This is a genomic window from Paenibacillus sp. FSL P2-0136 (assembly GCF_037975325.1).
Lineage (GTDB): Bacteria > Bacillota > Bacilli > Paenibacillales > Paenibacillaceae > Paenibacillus_AQ > Paenibacillus_AQ silagei.
Map to the genome: position 1 here is coordinate 2,956,884 of NZ_CP150244.1, position 17,248 is coordinate 2,974,131.

Annotated in this window: 17 protein-coding genes; 12 read left to right on the forward strand and 5 right to left on the reverse strand. The window is 54.1% G+C overall.

Annotation, left to right across the window (positions count from 1 at the left end):
* Positions 1 to 8: 8 nt before the first annotated feature.
* Together NYE26_RS12255 and fsa are read right to left on the reverse strand one after the other, a co-directional pair.
* Positions 9 to 452, reverse strand: coding sequence for a MarR family transcriptional regulator (locus NYE26_RS12255; protein WP_339256122.1), 444 nt, complete (start codon positions 450 to 452; stop codon positions 9 to 11).
* 152 nt (positions 453 to 604) lie between these two features.
* Entirely contained in the window at positions 605 to 1,252 is a 648-nt protein-coding gene (gene fsa, locus NYE26_RS12260) for a fructose-6-phosphate aldolase (protein ID WP_036694437.1), read from the reverse strand.
* A 198-nt stretch (positions 1,253 to 1,450) separates the two neighbouring features.
* Between fsa and NYE26_RS12265 the strand changes: the two genes are divergently transcribed.
* Positions 1,451 to 1,951 carry a hypothetical protein gene (locus tag NYE26_RS12265; RefSeq protein ID WP_036729279.1) on the forward strand — a complete coding sequence of 167 codons (501 nt, stop codon included), beginning with the start codon at positions 1,451 to 1,453 and terminating at the stop codon, positions 1,949 to 1,951.
* Positions 1,935 to 2,489, forward strand: a complete 555-nt coding sequence (locus tag NYE26_RS12270) for a macro domain-containing protein (protein ID WP_339256125.1) — start codon at positions 1,935 to 1,937, stop codon at positions 2,487 to 2,489. Before NYE26_RS12265 ends, NYE26_RS12270 begins: the two co-directional genes overlap by 17 nt.
* A 59-nt stretch (positions 2,490 to 2,548) precedes the next feature.
* Here NYE26_RS12270 and NYE26_RS12275 read toward each other — a convergent pair whose 3' ends face one another.
* Complete coding sequence (locus tag NYE26_RS12275) at positions 2,549 to 2,746, reverse strand: hypothetical protein (protein ID WP_036729275.1); 198 nt, start codon at positions 2,744 to 2,746, stop codon at positions 2,549 to 2,551.
* A gap of 125 nt (positions 2,747 to 2,871) precedes the next feature.
* Between NYE26_RS12275 and rpiA the strand changes: the two genes are divergently transcribed.
* The 7 genes from rpiA to NYE26_RS12310 all read left to right on the forward strand — a co-directional run bounded on the left by rpiA (position 2,872) and on the right by NYE26_RS12310 (position 10,521).
* Positions 2,872 to 3,552 carry a ribose-5-phosphate isomerase RpiA gene (gene rpiA, locus NYE26_RS12280; RefSeq protein WP_339257448.1) on the forward strand — a complete coding sequence of 227 codons (681 nt, stop codon included), beginning with the start codon at positions 2,872 to 2,874 and terminating at the stop codon, positions 3,550 to 3,552.
* Complete coding sequence (locus tag NYE26_RS12285) at positions 3,536 to 4,027, forward strand: VanZ family protein (protein ID WP_339257450.1); 492 nt, start codon at positions 3,536 to 3,538, stop codon at positions 4,025 to 4,027. The genes rpiA and NYE26_RS12285 overlap by 17 nt, the downstream gene beginning before the upstream one ends.
* Positions 4,028 to 4,069: 42 nt before the next feature.
* Entirely contained in the window at positions 4,070 to 4,510 is a 441-nt protein-coding gene (locus NYE26_RS12290) for a GNAT family N-acetyltransferase (RefSeq protein ID WP_339256127.1), read from the forward strand.
* Between the two features lie 227 nt (positions 4,511 to 4,737).
* Positions 4,738 to 5,190 (forward strand): MarR family transcriptional regulator, encoded by a 453-nt coding sequence (locus NYE26_RS12295; protein ID WP_339256129.1) that lies wholly within the window; start codon positions 4,738 to 4,740, stop codon positions 5,188 to 5,190.
* Positions 5,187 to 8,345, forward strand: a complete 3,159-nt coding sequence (locus tag NYE26_RS12300) for an MMPL family transporter (protein ID WP_339256131.1) — start codon at positions 5,187 to 5,189, stop codon at positions 8,343 to 8,345. The genes NYE26_RS12295 and NYE26_RS12300 overlap by 4 nt, the downstream gene beginning before the upstream one ends.
* Before the next feature lie 503 nt (positions 8,346 to 8,848).
* Positions 8,849 to 9,382 (forward strand): sigma-70 family RNA polymerase sigma factor, encoded by a 534-nt coding sequence (locus NYE26_RS12305; protein ID WP_339256133.1) that lies wholly within the window; start codon positions 8,849 to 8,851, stop codon positions 9,380 to 9,382.
* Positions 9,379 to 10,521: a DUF4179 domain-containing protein gene (locus NYE26_RS12310; protein ID WP_339256135.1), complete on the forward strand. Its 1,143-nt coding sequence runs from the start codon at positions 9,379 to 9,381 to the stop codon at positions 10,519 to 10,521. The genes NYE26_RS12305 and NYE26_RS12310 overlap by 4 nt, the downstream gene beginning before the upstream one ends.
* A gap of 88 nt (positions 10,522 to 10,609) precedes the next feature.
* Here NYE26_RS12310 and NYE26_RS12315 read toward each other — a convergent pair whose 3' ends face one another.
* The gene (locus NYE26_RS12315) at positions 10,610 to 12,217 is read right to left on the reverse strand and encodes a response regulator (protein WP_339256137.1); all 1,608 of its coding nucleotides are present in this window, start codon (positions 12,215 to 12,217) and stop codon (positions 10,610 to 10,612) included.
* 4 nt (positions 12,218 to 12,221) lie between these two features.
* Positions 12,222 to 14,033: a histidine kinase gene (locus NYE26_RS12320; RefSeq protein WP_339256139.1), complete on the reverse strand. Its 1,812-nt coding sequence runs from the start codon at positions 14,031 to 14,033 to the stop codon at positions 12,222 to 12,224.
* Between the two features lie 177 nt (positions 14,034 to 14,210).
* On the opposite strand from NYE26_RS12320, the gene NYE26_RS12325 reads away from it, so the two are divergent.
* From NYE26_RS12325 to NYE26_RS12335, 3 genes are read left to right on the forward strand one after another with little or no spacing between them, the layout of a single operon-like run.
* Positions 14,211 to 15,479 carry an extracellular solute-binding protein gene (locus NYE26_RS12325; RefSeq protein ID WP_339256141.1) on the forward strand — a complete coding sequence of 423 codons (1,269 nt, stop codon included), beginning with the start codon at positions 14,211 to 14,213 and terminating at the stop codon, positions 15,477 to 15,479.
* Between the two features lie 24 nt (positions 15,480 to 15,503).
* Positions 15,504 to 16,379, forward strand: a complete 876-nt coding sequence (locus NYE26_RS12330) for a sugar ABC transporter permease (RefSeq protein ID WP_036729248.1) — start codon at positions 15,504 to 15,506, stop codon at positions 16,377 to 16,379.
* A gap of 10 nt (positions 16,380 to 16,389) precedes the next feature.
* Positions 16,390 to 17,238 carry a carbohydrate ABC transporter permease gene (locus NYE26_RS12335; RefSeq protein ID WP_339256143.1) on the forward strand — a complete coding sequence of 283 codons (849 nt, stop codon included), beginning with the start codon at positions 16,390 to 16,392 and terminating at the stop codon, positions 17,236 to 17,238.
* The last annotated feature ends 10 nt before the right edge of the window (positions 17,239 to 17,248 follow it).

Sequence of the window (17,248 nt, forward strand, 5' to 3'; positions counted from 1 at the left end):
GTAGACTCCTATTCCTGATGTATATTTCCGGTGTTGTGATAGATTTGCTCCAGCATACTGCGGAGATCTTCAAGCTGCTGCGGCTGCAACCCGGCTACAGCCATATCTATAGTCTGCTGTTCCAGTGCTATAGTGTTCTCAATTAACGCCCGTCCCTCTCCGGTGGCAGAGAGCTGGAACGCCCTGCGGTCCTCGGGGTTGGCCGTTTTGGTAATGAAGCCTTTCTTGAGCAGGAGCTCCACGATCCGGGCGGTGGTCGGCTGGTCTTTGGCAGAGGCAACGGCAACCTCCTTCTGGTTGACTCCGCTGCGGTCACAGATCATCAGCAGGGTGGACCATTGCTCGGGTGTGATGTCATACGGCTTCAGCGCCCGGGCGAAGCTCACTGAGATTCTCCGGTGGGTCGTGCCCAGCAGGAAGCCGAGGAATTGCTGTGGAGAGGAAAGAGTCATAAATGAACTGCTCCTTTGTATTTACTTGTTACAACAATTATAAGCACAACAAGTAAATGAGTCAAGGATGAATGGGGTTCTTCCAATCTGACAACACCAAAAAAGCCCCGCTCCGCATGATGCGGAAGGGGGCTTGAATGATTTGCTTTGTTTTAAACCTGTGGAACCTTCTCCCAGTCCTTCAGGAAGCGTTCGATACCATTGTCGGTCAGCGGGTGCTTCCAGAGTGATGGCAGGAGTGAGCCCGGGATGGTAGCGATGTGAGCGCCGGCAATGGCAGCTTGCTCCACATGGGCGATGTTGCGGATACTGGCGGCGATGATCTCGGATTTCAGGTCGTAGTTGGTCAGAATCGTCTTCAGATCCTTGATCAGCTTCATACCGTCTACACCGATATCATCCAGACGTCCGACGAACGGACTGATATAAGTAGCTCCTGCCTTGGCGGCCATAAGGCCTTGAGCAGCGGAGAATACGAGGGTTACGTTGGTTTTGATGCCTTTTTTGGTCAGTTCATAACAAGCTTCCAGACCATCTTCGGTCATAGGCAGCTTGATGACCACGTTCGGAGCCCATTCTGCGATCTCGTAAGCTTCCTTAAGCATCTCTTCAGCCGTAAGACCGATAACCTCAGCGCTTACAGGACCAGGAACAATTGCTACGATCTCCTTGATTACGTCCTTAAACAATCTGCCTTCCTTGGCGATCAGCGACGGGTTCGTCGTTACGCCATCCACTAATCCGAGGCGGGTAATACGTTTGATTTCCTCAATATTTCCGGTATCCAAGAAAAATTTCATTTCCAGGTATCCTCCCTTGATTTCGTATGGATTTGACAAAACAGCAGGCTCCACTTCATTATGAGACATGCCACGTGAAGTTTCAACTGTTAATTTGAATATCTCAAAATAACTTTATGGAATCGGCGCAAAAAATGTTTTTTACACAGGCAAGGACCATTCACGGGTACTTCTGTCCATGATACTATAGAAGCGGTATTGTTCATTACAGGCGATGGGCTGGTGACAGGGATGTATACTTTAATTGCGGGAGTGGTGCTGTTTCTGCTGGTCACAGCCGGAATTATTGCATATCAGAACAGCAGAATTCTTGCGGAGCAAGAGACGGATGCTTCCAGAGCACATACCGGCAATCTGATGTATTCGGTATATAATCAGAGGTTCTCTGCGGGAGAGGAGCTGCCGGAGGCGGTGCCGTTGTTCCAATTCACGGTGGTTGAGCCCGGGGAAGAGGACCTGCCGGAGGCAGAGGCGGGGACAACCCGTGCCCTGTGCAGGGTTGCCGCTGGTACGGGTGAGCTGGTGTTATCTGATGCGCAGAATTATATGCTGGGCATTCTCCGCCAGGCCGCAGTGCAGGGGGGCCGGCTTACGTATGATTCTTTTTCGGGGAAGGCTGCCCGCAGGGGCGAGAAGGAACTGATTCAGGCACTGGAGACTGCGGCGAAGGAGGAGACCAGCTATGCAGATCAGCATTAATGATGTAGTCCTGTCGGTGCATGAAGGCGACATTACCTCATGGCAGGGCGAGATGATCGTCAATGCCTCGAACTCCGGTCTGTATGGAGGCGGGGGAGTGGACGGGGCTATACACCGGGCCGGGGGGCCGGAAATTGCGGAGGAATGTGCGGTAATCCGCCAGAAGCAGGGCGGTATTCTTCCCGGCGAAGCAGCGCTCACCAGTGCGGGACGGCTTGCTTTTCGCGGGGTGATACATACGGTGGGGCCGATCTGGAAGGGCGGTACGGCTGGTGAAGCGGCTGTGTTGGCGAGATGCTATAAGAGCAGCCTTGATCTGGCTTGCGCCCATGGAGTGAAGAGCCTCGCTTTTCCGAATATCAGCACGGGCATTTATAACTTCCCGAAGGAGCTGGCCTGCAAGACGGCGCTGGAGGCCGTAGCTCTATATGTCCGCGCGAAGAACCCGGCAGAGCTCCCTCTGCGGCAGATCGATTTCGTCTGCTTCGAGCATGAGAATGCCGGGCTATATGGGGCCATGCTTGGGAATTATAGCTGAACAGGTGATTTAGATAGTATGTGTTACGGCAAAAGCCTGTCGGGGCAGAAGCCCGGAAGTCAGGCGTGATACTTGCCTACGGGTGCGTTCAATACCCATTCCAGCATTAGAATCAGATCTTCTAGCCTGGTCAGCTGGGCGTCTAGCGCGGCCCTCTGCGGGTCACCGGGGGGCAGGGGAGCCAGCCGGGACTCCAGGGATCTGCGCTGGAGCGTCATTTCGTTGATTTTGGATTGGATTTGGTTCTCGGTTCTCATGCGGATGCCTCCTGATGGATTATTAGTGTCAGGCTGATTAGTAAGGCTAAGAATTCCTTGTGGACGGGCACAGCCCATTCCACTTCGTTCATTATAACGGATAATATGGAGGGAATAAAATGAGTATCAATGTGAAACAGCTGGCAGCGGAGAAGGCAGTCGAATATGTGAAGGACGGTATGAGGGTGGGCCTGGGAACAGGCTCCACTGCTTACTGGGCCATCCGCAAGCTGGGGGAACGGGTAAGCGAGGGCTTGCAGATTACAGCCGTTGCTACTTCACAGGCGTCTGAGGATCAGGCCCGTGAGCTGGGCATCCCGCTGGTAGCGTTCAGTGATGTGGACAGCCTCGACCTGACGATTGACGGGGCGGATGAGCTGGACGGGGCGCTGCAGCTGATTAAGGGCGGGGGCGGTGCGCTTTTGCGGGAAAAGATTGTCGCTATGGGCAGCGCCCGCATGATCGTTGTGGCCGATGAGAGCAAGGCGGTGACCACGCTCGGGAAGTTCCCGTTACCGGTGGAGATTGTGCCGTTCGCCTGGGAGTGGACGGTTGCCGCTCTCGCTAAGCTGGGCTGTAAGACGGAGCTGCGGCGCAGCGGAGAAGACCTGTACAAGACGGATAACGGCAATTATATTGCGGACTGCCGTTTTGAAGCGATTGAATCGGCGGCAGAGCTGGCGCTTGCCCTCCAGCGTATTCCGGGAGTTGTCGAGCACGGCCTCTTCATCGGAATTGCAGATCTGGCGATTATCGGCAAGAAAGACGGCACGATTGAGATTATTGAAGGTGACCAGGATCGCTAAGCCGCGTACAAGCCGCCGGAAGGGGAAGGCCGCTACAGTCAAGCAGGCGCTTCCACCCGGACGCCGGTTCCTGGCCTGGCTGCTGCTGATTGCCTATAGCGCAATGCTGCTGTACTGGATGTTCATCGGGTTCGGACGGACCGTTCAGCTGGACGGGCCGCTCCGTTACAATCTTGAACCGCTGCGTACGGTGCGTTTATACTTTGATATGGCCAATGGATTATCGTATGCCAGCAGGCTGGTGAATCTTCTGGGGAATGTGGCGGTATTCGCGCCTTTTGGCATTCTGCTTCCGCTGGTGGTGACCGGTTACCGTTCTTTTATCCGCCTGACGCTTCTCTCTGCGCTTGGCATCATTATACTGGAGCTGCTGCAGATGCTGCTGCATGTCGGGAGCCTGGATATCGATGATCTGCTGCTTAACCTGGTGGGTGTGTGGACGGGGTATGCGCTGCTGCGGCTGGTGCGGGGATAGCGGTAGTCTGGGGCCAGGTATACTTTTAGGAGGATGAGACATATGTTGATTGATTTGAAGCCGCTTGTCGGCACACCGCAGGTGAATGAGCTGCTGGCTTATGCGGTTATAGATGACCCGGATGCGCTGATCCGCACTTCGGAGGAATACAGTAAGCTTGCGGCTATGCAGCTGTGCGGCTGGGAGGAGGACGGGCTGCTGGTCGGACTGACCGGCTACGAAGAGACCGAAGACGGCTCGCTCGACATCCGCCATATCGCAGTGCTCCCGGAGAACCGGGGCAAAGGATATGCGCGGGGCATGATTCTTGAGCTGGTCACCTCCCGTCAGCCGCGTTACCTGATAGCGGAGACCGAGGACGAGATTGCCGCTGACTTTTACCGCAGTCTGGGCTTCATGGTGTACAGCCTGGGCGAGAACGCTGCCGGCATCGAAATGTTCCGCTGTGTCTATGAGGTGGAAGAGACGGAGGACGAGGAGTAAGCGGGCCGAGCGGTATCGGGAGAGGCAATAGGTGAAAATTACAATATTAGCCACTCTGCACTTTGCGTGCAGGGTGGCTTTTTGCGTCCATGAGGCTTATTTAGTCCCCCTGATGAATATCAATGTAAAATTCATGAAACCAGTTGACTTTTAACGCAAAGGACAATATAGTTTTACTATAAAACTATTCTACAGGTGAACTATTATCCGGAAAGGTGGAAGCAGCTTTGAAGAAAGATGCAGAGGAATGGATCAACCGCTACGTAGACGCCTATATGGTTGTCACCAGGCAGATCAACGCGAGGCTCCGGGAGATTTTTGGCGAAGGTCTGACGACGGATCAATTCCTTATTCTCAGGCTGATCAGCGGGCAGGAGAAGTGCACCTCGACTTATCTGTCTGAAGCTGTCGCCGTAGGCAAAAGCTCGATTACTGCTATTATCAACCGGCTGGATGAAGCGGGGATGATCCAGCGGACCCGGGACGAGAATGACCGCAGGCAGGTGTATCTGACCATGACGGAGCATGGGAAGAGCGTCTACTATACCTCTGATAAGCAAATGCAGGAGGTTATCTCCCCTTATTTGTTCCATTTCGAGGATAACAATATTGAGCAGTTTATTACGATGTTTGAGAAGCTGGCATTTCTGATGCAGGATGCAGGGGGGAGAAGCAATTGAGAACGATTTTGAAGGCAAGATGGGCCATTATCGCGGTATGGCTGGCTGTGGCAGTAGTGTTATTCTTGACAGCACCCGGGATGTCGGATCTGGTCCGGGAGAAGGGGCAAATCTCAGTACCGGCTGGCTACACTTCATCAAGGGCGGCCGAGATTATGAAGGAAGTGGCATCTGCCAAAGACGGGGAAACGGTGCATCAGGTTGCACTGGTGTTCCATAAGCCGGAGGGGCTTGAAGCCGCAGACACCGAGAGTATTAAGCAGGGTGTGGAGCGGCTGGCGGAGAATAAGGATTCCCTGAAGCTCAGCACGATCACAGATCCGTTCTCACAGCCTGAGCTTAAGGATACGCTGATTGCGGGGGACGGCAAGACGATTATGGTCGCTTTGTCGGTGCAAGGCGGAGAAGATGCGGTCAAGGAGCTCCCGGCAAAGTCTGCTGAGCTGCTGGGTAACGTCACTGCGGATCATTACATGACCAGTGAAGGACTGATTACAGAGGATACGATTGCCAGCTCGGAAGCCGGACTGAAGAAGTCGGAATACATCACTGTCGTGTTTATTTTGCTGATCCTGTTCGTGGTGTTCCGCTCGGTCGTGGCGCCGTTTGTACCGCTGTTAACGGTGGGGCTGAGTTATATCGTTTCCCAGTCGATTGTGGCTTTTCTGGTGGACCGGTTTGATTTCCCGCTGTCGACCTTCACACAGATCTTCATGGTGGCCGTTATGTTCGGGATCGGGACCGATTACTGCATTCTGCTGATCAGCCGGTTCAAGGAGGAGCTTGTCCAGTCTGAGGATACTACCAGTGCCATTATCGCCACTTACCGGAAAGCCGGAGGAACAGTCTTCTATTCAGGACTGGCGGTCTTCGTCGGCTTCCTGGCCATCGGCCTGTCCCAGTTCATGCTCTACCGTTCGGCGGTGGCGGTGGCTGTCGGCATAGCTGTTATGCTGCTGGCGCTCGTGACTGTGGTTCCGTTCTTCATGGCGGTGCTGGGTCAAAAGCTGTTCTGGCCGTCACGCGGCAAGCTGGAACATAGTGAGAGCCGGATCTGGGGAGCGGCCGGTTCGTTCTCCCTGAAGAGACCCTGGGCTGCGCTGCTGATTGTAGCTGCCATTGTTGCGCCGTTCCTGCTTACCTACAGCGGGAAGCTGTCGTTCAACAACATGGATGAGATCGGGCCGAATTACGCTTCGGTCAAAGGCTTCAATATTATTTCCGAGAGCTTCGGTCCGGGCGAATCCATGCCTGGCAAGATAGTGATCAAGAACGATGACCGGATGGATACCGCTGAATATATGGGGCTTGCGGAGAAGATCAGCCGTGAGCTGGAAAAGGTAGAGGGTGTCAAAGCTGTACGCAGCATGTCACGGCCAACCGGGGAGCAAATTAATGACTTCCTGATTCCTACTCAGGTGGCAACTCTGTCAGACGGTCTTGATCAAAGTAATGAAGGCTTAACCAAAATCCAGAGCGGGCTGAGCGAAGCGAGTAAGCAGCTGAAGGAGAATGAGCCTAAGCTTACAGAAGCGGCTTCTGGCAGCGCCAAGCTGACAGAGGGCACAGCCGAGCTTAAAAAAGGGATTGAGGCGCTGGGCGACGGCTTGTCGAGGATCGAGAGCGGCATCCGCAGCGGCTCGGCCGGAGCCGGCGAGATTAAAGCGGGCCTCACGCAGGCGGCGGCCAGCGCGAAGCAGCTGGCCGATGCAAACGCTGCGCTGCTCGAAGGCTATAAGAAGATCGGCGGCGGCCTGACCGCGCTGAACGGGGGCCTCGCCGGTCTGCAGACACAGCTTCAAGGCGTGGCGGATGCGCTTAACGGTCTGGGAGCTTCCTTCACTGGACTGGAAGCCGCCTACCCTGAGCTGCTCCAGGATGTGAATTACCAGACGATTAAAGGCACGGTAACGCAGAGCGGTACCGGAGCTGCGGGACTGGCTGGAGGACTGGGCGAGATTTCGGCCCAGCTAAGCGGTGCAGCAGCCGGATTGAACGAGGCCAATGCCGGTTACTCCAAAGCGGCAGCAGGCCAGGTGGCGCTGGCGAAAGGGCTGGATCAGCTGGTAGCTGGTATCGGCCAGCTGCAAACCGGCCTGAAGCAGGCGGCAGACGGCCAGGGGCAGATTGTCGGCAAGCTTCCGGCGATCACCACCGGGCTTACACAGCTGCAAGGCGGGCAGAAACAGCTTGCTGACGGGTTCGGCGAGCTTACGGGCCAGCTTGGCCAGCTGACGGACGGACTGACGCAAAGTGCGGATGGTCTGGGACAAATCACCAGCGGCCTAAGCTCTGCGCAGGATTACCTTAAGCAGATTCAGGACGCCAAGGATGATGAGCTGAGCGGGTTCCTGGTTCCGGCAGAGGCGCTTAAGGCTAAGGGCATGCAGCAGGTATTTGATAACTATCTGTCCGGGGACCGCAAGGTCATGACGATTGATGTTGTATTCGCGGGTAATCCATACAGCGCGGAGGCTATTGACAGCGTCGGACAGATTCAGGAAGCGTTGGACCGTGCCGTGGCCGGCACCAAGCTGGAGAATGCGGAGACAGCCATGAGTGGTGTGACCAGCACCTACAGCGATTTGCAGACAATCTCCAATGAGGATTACACACGTACGGTGATTCTGATGCTGGGCGGTATTTTCATCATCCTGGTGGTACTGTTCCGTTCGATTGTTATGCCAGTGTATCTGATTGTCTCGCTGCTGATCACTTACTTCACTGCACTTGGGGTAACGGAAGCAATCTTCGTTCATCTATTGAACTATTCAGGGATCACCTGGACGACTCCGTTCTTCAGCTTCGTCATGCTGATTGCTCTCGGGGTGGACTACAGTATCTTCCTGATGGCACGCTTCAACGAGAATAAAACCTGGGATGTGCGTGAAGCCATTCTGCACGCTATGCGCAATATGGGAACTGTGATTCTCTCGGCTGTAGTGATTCTGGGCGGTACCTTCGCCTCGATGTACCCGTCCGGGGTCCTGTCGATGATGCAGATTGCCACGGTTGTACTGTCCGGTCTGGCACTGTATGCACTGGTATTCCTGCCATTCTTCGTGCCGGTGATGGTGCGGATGTTCGGCCGGGCTAACTGGTGGCCGTTCCGTCCGGCGGCCGGGGAGGATCAGCCTAGAACGCTGGATATGTAACAAGTAAGTTAGCGTTGGATGAAACAGCAAAGAGCAGGCTTTCGCTACTAAGCGGAGCCTGTTCTTTGCTGTTGGGGAAGTTATGATTTACATCTGTCCGAGGATATGTGCTCTTAAGATTGATCAGTTTGGCATGTATGCGGAAAACCGAACACAATCGGGGGTCGAGTGAGCACATGGGCCAGATGTGTACGGAAAACCGAACACATTCGGTGCTATGTGGGCGCGTGGGCCAAATGTGTGTGAAAAACCGAACACAATAGGCTGGCGTGGCGGATATGGAGCAAATGTATGCGAAAAACCGAACACAATCGGCGGTCGCGTGGCTCATGAGCCAAATGTATGCGGAAAACCGAATTCGTGCGTTCCTGTTCATGAACAAGCGTAGAAAAAATATAAGCTTCGATGTAACCTTATCGGCTTGTACATCATCTAAAGAGTATATGAAAGAAAGCACTGAATGGGGATGCGGCAGCTTCCCGGAAGAAGGGGGGCAATCATATTTGAATAACGGACAAGAGGATCTGGTCAGGCGAGCCCAGGCGGGTGACAGCGAGGTCTTCATCCAGCTGGTAAAGAGGCAGGAGCGGCGGATGTACAGTATGGCTAAGTCCATGGTCAGGAGTGACGAGGATTGTGCAGATGCGATGCAAGAGACGGTGCTGAAAGCTTTTAAAGCCATCTCAGGACTGAAAGAAGCGGCTTATTTCAACACATGGCTATTTCGTATTCTGATCAACGAATGCAACTTGATTCTGCGCAGACGGGAAAGGGTAGTCGTCATGCCCGATCCGCCGGAGAGCGTACAAGTCATATCTTCGTTCGCAGAAGAGATGGATCTGCGTCAGGCCATTGGCAGGCTCGAAGAGATATCAGGTACCATTGTTAAGCTGCATTATTATCAGGGGTTAACTGTACAAGAGATTGCCGGGCTGCTTGAGCTGTCAGAGAGCGCCGTCAAGACCAGGCTGCACCGCGCCCGTAAGACGTTACAGCAATCCCTGGAGCAACCTGTAGAAAGGAAGGTGAACGGATGAGCCAGCAGCGGTTGGAAAGCAGGCTGACAGACCTTCAGGAAGAGACTCTTCCTGAACTGCCGGAGCTTGTGCATCTGCGTATGGAGGAGACTTACCAGATCATCAGTGGGAAGGATGAGACTCGCTTGGAGGCGGCTTCAGAACATCAAGAGACCGTTAGACGTAAAAGAATGCCCCGGTGGCTGTCCCGGGTGATGATCAGTGCAGCATCTGTGGCCGGAGGGCTGGTGCTCCTGATTAGCCTGGGATTTATCTCACCGGCCATGGCAGAGACCTTGAAGCAGTTGCCGTTCATGTCAAGCGTATTCCAGCTTGCAGGAGATGCCGGGCTGCGAAAAGCAAATGAAGCAGGGTTAACCACAAATGTTCAGCAGACCGTTACACAGGACGGGATGACGCTAACCGTATCGGAACAAATGTATGACGGAAGCCGTCTGTCGCTGGTGCTGACCCGGTCGAAGGGCGTGTATGAGCACAAGTCTTTTTCAGATTCATGGGCTATCCCTGATCCGAAGACAGGCAGTCTCAATCGGCCCATCGATTTCTATGTCAACGGAGAGCTTGTTAATACGGGAGGGGGGATTGCACCCGGAGGGCCGGAGGCACCCGATTCTGTCATTGTTACAGCTCTAAATTCAGGGAATTTGCAGCTTCCGGACACCTTTGATTTAAAAATGTCTGTCTATCTTCCCGGGTTTGCCGACCCGTTCATTTTTGAGTTCCCCGTAACCCGCCAAGTATCGGAGAGCTTCGTTCTTACACCGGATATTCTGAAAACTCATGATCACATTAAACTGATGATTAAACGGCTGGAGGTAAGTACTACTTCAACTCAGCTGACGGCAGAAATACAAGGAGAACCAGGGGCGCACATTACGGCAATAGAAGCAAACATTCCGGATAAATATAAGGTGAATGGTCACTTCTCGGTCTTTTTTGAGCTTTCAGACGAGCAAGGGCGGGAAGTTAGGGAACTCGGCGGCGAAGGCGGGACGGGCGAAGGCAATTTCTTATACAAGAATTTTAATTATGAACCGTTTGAGACGATCCCGGACCGCATCACCATTAAGCCTACCATTTGGAAGGATGGACAGAAGCTGTACATTCCCGAGCTGGAGGTCACTGTTCCGGTAAAATAGCACAAATAGCCTCCGGTTTCCATAATACACTTGGACCGGAGGCTATTTGCTTAGAAAGAATGCCGAGATGCTTAACTTCTGATCCAGCCTAAGTCTCCGGCTCCTTACGCCACTCCCTAGGCGTCATCCCCGTATGCTTACTGAAGATTTTGCTGAAGTACCGGCCGTCCTGGTAGCCGACCATCTCGGCGACGGAGGTTATTCTATGCTCCCCTCCGGCGAGCAGCAGCTTGGCATGACCGATCCGGACACGCTCCAGATATTCCGAAATATTCTCATGGAACACCTGCTTGAAGCGCCGGGAAACGTACTCGCGGCTAAGAAAAAACTCGCCGGCGATTTGCTGGAGCGTCAGATTATCCATGTAATGCTGGTCAATATAGCGCTTGATCTCATAAATCGCGTTGTTCTCCTGCAGCCGGGATTCCTTGAGGGTGTCAGCGACTTCTGTGAACGCCTCCGTCCACTCCCGCTGCCATTCTTCCAGGGACAGACGACCGTTCTCATCCAGCGGGAACAGCCCGGGGAAGGAAGAGGGGGCAGGCTCGCCGGCCATCGGTGTCTTGTCCTGAAGCAGCCGGTTTCTGAGCAGCCCGTATTCGTAACGCCAGTATTTCAGATCCTCCCATGTGACCGCCTGCCGTTTGCCTACCGCATCCATCCAGGCGGAGATTACTTGTCCAATCTGGGCAGTGTCCCCCCGGTGGACCGCTGTCGTGATCCGGCTGGCATAGTCAGCCAGCACAGTCCTTGCAGCGCGCGGCGTAGACGGGTTCCCGCCATAATGATAGATCAGCGGAGTATCGTCCAGGAAGGAGATTCCGCGCGCCGTTTGCAGCGTCTGCTGGAAGCCGGTGTTAACGCCGTGCGGGAAGGAGACAATGCCTCCGCAGGCAAAGCGGAAACGTGCCCCAAGCACCTTATAGAGCGCGTCATTCATCGCTTTCAGCTTCGCATCGGTCTGCCCCAGCTCCCCGGTCAGCAGGAGGACAAGCCCGTAATTCGGGTCTGTATGTTTAAAGGCATAACCGTTACGGACCGGGCCGATTACTTCGTTGCAGATATTGCCCATCAGAAAATGCAGCAGATCCGGATTGCGCCCGAATTTGCCCAGGACGGTGCGCGGAAGCGGATCGGTCAGCAGCAGGACAACCCGGCATTCCGCCCCCGCCGGCCATCCGAAGGCAGCACTTAGCTCGTCAGCGGCTCCCGCCTGGGAGCCAGGCTGGGAGACGAGGGCCGAGAGTGTTTTGTCCCAATACATAGGCAGCGTTTTGTTGATCTCTACCTCCCGCTGGATGTTGAGACTGCGCGCTTCCTCGTCCTTGCGCCATGCGTTTGCGGCACTATTGACTGCCTCAAGCAGCTCGCTGCGGTTGATCGGCTTCAGGAGATAGTCCATTCCGCCATGCTTGATGGTGTTGCGGATGTAAGCATAATCGTCATAACCGCTGATCACGATCCGCTTGGAGAACGGGGATTCGTCCTCAATCCATTGCAGCAGCGCCATGCCGTCCATATTGGGCATTTTCATATCGGTAAAGATAATCTCCGGCCGCTCGCGCATAATCAGTGTCAGCGCCGTTTCCCCGTCGCAGGCCTCCAGAATGTCCGTAATGCCGTATTCCTCCCAGTCCACAAGCAGCCGGATAGAATCTCTTACGTCGGCTTCATCGTCCACGATCAGCACTTTCATGGTGTTACGCCCCTTCCGTCAGTGGGATTCTAATCTGCACGTTGAAACCGTGAGGCTCCGCATGCCCAAGTATTACATCTGCTTGATCGTTAAAGAACAAGCGCAGCCGGGAGACGACATTCATCAGCCCGATGCTGTCGCCTTCCGTGCCGCCCGGCTGTTCACCGGCTATCTGCCGCTCTAGCTCCAGCAGGCGCTCCGGGGTGACGCCGGGACCGTTGTCGGAGACTGTAATACTTAGCGTGTCACCGCTGACTTCGACTACAATGCCAATCTCGGCCTGCTCCGCTCCTTCAAAGCCGTGCTTGAAGCAGTTCTCGATAAGCGGCTGCAGAATCATTTTGGGAACCGGTGTATTTAAGTCAGCCTCCCCTCTGATCTCAATGCGGTGGCGGAGCCTGTCCTTGAACCGCTGCTGCTGCAGCTCCAGGTAAGCCTGGGCATGGGCAATCTCCTTGGAGAGCGGCACGACCGGCTCCTCTGTGTTCATGTTGTAGCGCATCATGAGACCGAGGGAAGAGGTGAGCTCGTAAATCCTGGGCACCTTATGGTGCAGGGCCACAGAGCCGATAGACTGCAGCGTATTAAAAATAAAATGCGGATTAATCTGAGCCTGAAGCGCTTTTAACTGGTTATCCTTGTTGGCCAGCTCCAGCCTCAGCTCCCGCATAATCAGATTGTCGATCGTATCGACCATGTTCTTGATTGCGCTCCCGAGCACGCCAACCTCGTCGCTGCGGTCAGGATCGCCGTCGAACTGCAGCTTGCCGAGCTTGATCCTGCGGATCGATTCGGTCAGCCGCTTGATCGGAGCGGTCACCATGACCGAAACTAACAGCGCAGCTGCGATCGCAATGAACAGACAGGTCAGCAGCACAAGCATATTAATGCGCAGCACGCTGGCCGCGTTGCTGTACAGGTAGCTGTCCGGGATCTGCTTAGCGACGGTCCAGATACGCCCGATCAGCTCGAACTTCTCGAATACGACGATGCCATTGAAGTCCCCGTCCCTGTTCCAGTAGAAGTGGCCGGCCCCCGCGAAGCTGTACCGGGCATGCTGCAGCCAGGCATAATCAGGTTTGGTGCCGATTTCATCTTCCCTGGACGTATAGACGGCAGTTCCGGTGTCGTCCAGCAGATAGATATTCTCTTGTCCTTTATCATAGAGCATGTTCATAATGCTGCGGAATTCATCCAGCTTGAAGTCGATTGACAGCACCCCGATCCGCTCCTTGAGCGGTGCCCGGTACACCGGACGGTGAATCGTAAATACGGTGTTGGACGGGCTGTACGGGAATTCCTCCATGCCGTAATTATGTGAAGGATGGGGCGGCTCCAGATAAGGATCGTTTTTGTCAACCGGCTGCACGAAATGGCCGTCTAATCCGCCGCTGCCCGGCTCGCGCTTCAGGTAGCCGTCAATCAGCAGCCAGGACTGGTCGGCAAGATCCGAATACAAATAGACCTGTTGAATGTCCCTGCTGGATTGCTCGATGGCATGAAGACCGGAATATATATTATTCTCCACCATGAAGTCGCTCCGGCCCTGCACCAGAATGTTGTACAGGCTATTCGTCATCCTGAGGTTATTGTAGGCGTTCAGCGAGATATTGTTCATGGCGTTCAGCTGCCCCATCAGGCTGGTGGTCCCTTGGCGGACCGTATTTGAATTTTCGCGGATCGCGTCATTCTTCAAGGAGTGCTTGGTGTAGAAATAGGAGATTAGAATTGAGGCTGCGATCGGCACGAGAATGGCGGCCATCAGAAAGACACTCAGCTTGTAGCGTATACTGCCTCGGAAGCTACGGTACCGCAATGGCGTTCCTCCTTATTCCGCAGATTGGTCTACAGTCTAGCACCGCTTCCAAGGAAGGGTCAATAGGGTCACAATCTTACACATTTTTGGTCAACACCGGCTGTATTCCCGTTCCCGGTAAAGTTAGTATACTGATCGTGTAAAGCGCTTACAAGATAAACGCAGGGAGGTTAAGGCATGAAAAAATGGTCTTCTCTACTGATGGCAGGCTCGCTGTCACTGGCAGTATTAACGGCCGGATGCTCGAACGGAGGCTCTAATGCAGGAAGCGGCGCGAACAGCGCGGATTCCGGTGCAGCAGGCGGCAAGGATGAAATTACGCTCTATACCATTCAATCCACCAACCCGAATTTTCAGGCCTGGCTGGAGGAAGCGCAGGAGAAAAGCGGGGTCAAAATCAACTGGGTCGCCGCGCCGACCGATTCGGATACCCGCCAGCAGAAGATTTCCACGATTCTTTCTTCCGGGGACAGTACGGTGGACATTCTGGAAGTCAATGACGAAATGGCTACGTCTTTCAAAAACGCCGGTTGGCTGGACCCGCTGCAGGATACGGTGCTGACAGAGGATATTATGAAGCAGCTTCCGCAGGGCTACATGAAGGATATGCTGACCTCCGCTAAAGGCGATGTGCTCGGCGTGCCAAGCTATACAGGGTATCTCGGACTGTGGATCGACCAGAAGAAGCTGGATGCGGCCGGGATGACCTCGATCGAAACCAAGGAGGATTTTGAAAAGTTCCTGAAGGCTTCGACCAAGGACGGGCAGTACGGGTACGGCGGCTCCTGGGAAAAGACTTACGTCTTCAACGAAATTGCCACCTTCGTCAATTTGTTCGGGGGCGACTACTACGATTGGACCAATGAGAACAGCCGGGAGGCGGTCAAGTTCATGTATGACATGGCCAACACGTGGAAGGTAACGCCGGTCGATCAGATCGCGGACAAATATGAGCAGATGAACCAGAAGTTTATCGACGGCAAATACGCCTCAGTGTTCATGTGGGGGACAGGTACGGATTATAAGCAGGCGAACCGGTATGGTCCCGACCAAATCCATATGGTCAATATGCCTAAGTTTGCGAAACGCAGCATTTTCACGGATTCCTGGAGCTATGTGCTGAATTCGGCTTCCAAAAACAAAGCGGCGGCGATCAAATTTCTGAAGTACGCAGCCAGCGAGGACGGCGAGTTGAACAGCTGGAAGAATTTTGACCGCTACCCGGCCAGAGCAGATGTTGCTGCAAACGAAGCCGTGACCGGCGATATTAAGGACATCTATACAGAAATTCAGTCCACTAATGAGGTTCACGGACGCCCTATGCTGCCGCAGACAATGGAGTTCATCGCCGAGATGGGCACGCTGTTCCAGAACTATATTCAGGATAAAATCACGCTGGACGAATTCTGCCAAAAAGCGCAGGATGCGGTTGAACGTTACCAGTAATGCCGCAGGAAAGGGGCGCTGTCCATGTATGCCAGCCGAAAATACTGGGTGATAGCGTGGATGCTAGTGCTCCCCGCGCTGATCATCCGGGTGTTCACCACGATCTATCCCATCATTGAAACGTTCCGCATCAGCCTGTATGATGTCAAGCTGCTGCGGGGGATTCACGAGTTCGTTGGCTTCGATAATTTTATTCAGTTGTTTCAGGATTCCAAGGTAATCACTTCTATTGAATTTACAGCTATATTCGTTGCAGGCTCCATGCTCGGCCACATCGTGCTCGGCATTGCGCTGGCGCTGATTCTCAACATGAAATTCGCCGGGCAAAAGGTGCTGCGGACGATAGTGCTGCTGCCCTGGGCTATGCCTATGGTGGTCATCGCTATGGCCTCGAAGTGGGCGTTCAATAACGAGTACGGGCTGATTAACGATTTTGTCCGCTGGTTTAACCCTGGCTTTACGCTGGACTGGCTGATCCATACGAATACGGCGCGTTTTGCGGTTATTGCCGTTGATCTGTGGAAGGATCTGCCCTTCTTCGCCATTCTGGTGTTGGCCGGACTGCAGTTTATATCTTCGGAAATGTATGAAGCGGCTAAAATCGACGGGGCAGGCCCGGTCCGTTCCTTCTTCAGCATCACCCTGCCGCTGCTGTCACGCAACATTCTGATGCTGAGCATTTTCTTCACCATGTGGCGGATTACGTCCTTTGATGTCGTGTATGCGATGACGAGCGGGGGACCCGGAGAGAGCACGGCACTGATCGCCTACCGGGTAACGACCGAGGCATTTACGAATCTCAACACGGGCTATGCTGCCGCCATTGCGGTCGTACTGTTTCTGGTCATGGCCTTGCTCAGCGGGCTCAGCATGTCGGCCGCCAAGCGCGTAGATTACTAAGGAGCGATGTATGATGACCACTCACAACCACAGACCGCTGCCGCTCACCCTGCTCATGTGGGGACTGGCGCTGATCGTTGCCTTTCTGATTCTGTTTCCGCTCTGGTGGATTTTTATTTCGTCTATTACCCCGGCGGGGGAGCTGTTCTCGAAACCAATTAAATACTGGCCGGACCATCCGACACTTGCCAGCTACCGCTACCTGATTGAGAACGTGGGACTGCTGCCGAAAATCTGGGATACTGCCATTATCGTCGGGCTGTCGATTCTGATCGGGATGATCGTGTCCGTGATGGCTGCCTTCAGCTTCGCCCGGTTCCGCACCAGGGGGCTTGCCATTGCCACCGGCTTCCTGCTGGCCTCCATGCTGATTCCCGATGTCGTCACCGCCCGGCCGCTGTACGATTTCCTGCGCAGCGTGCATCTGTACGATACGCATACCGGACTGATTATTTTGTATATCAGCGGCATTCTTCCGTTCACCATTCTGATTCTGCAAAACTATCTGAACGATATCCCGGTTTCGATCGAGGAGTCGGCGGCGATTGACGGCTGCGGATTTGTCCAGTCACTGATTTACGTTACCGTTCCGCTGCTCCGTCCGGCGCTGGCGACGGTCTGCATCGTCAACTTTATTACCTGCCTGAATAACTTCTTCACGCCGCTGTTCTACTCCAATGGAATCTCGGTGCTGTCCACGGCCATTACGCAATTGCCACTAAGAGACAATATGTACGCCGTGCCGTGGGATCTGGTCAGCGCGATGGGCTGGATCATTATTTTGCCGATTATCGTGTTCGTAGCGATCTTCCAGAGACAGATTATGGAGGGAATTATGGCCGGCGGAGTTAAGGGCTGATTAGCTGATG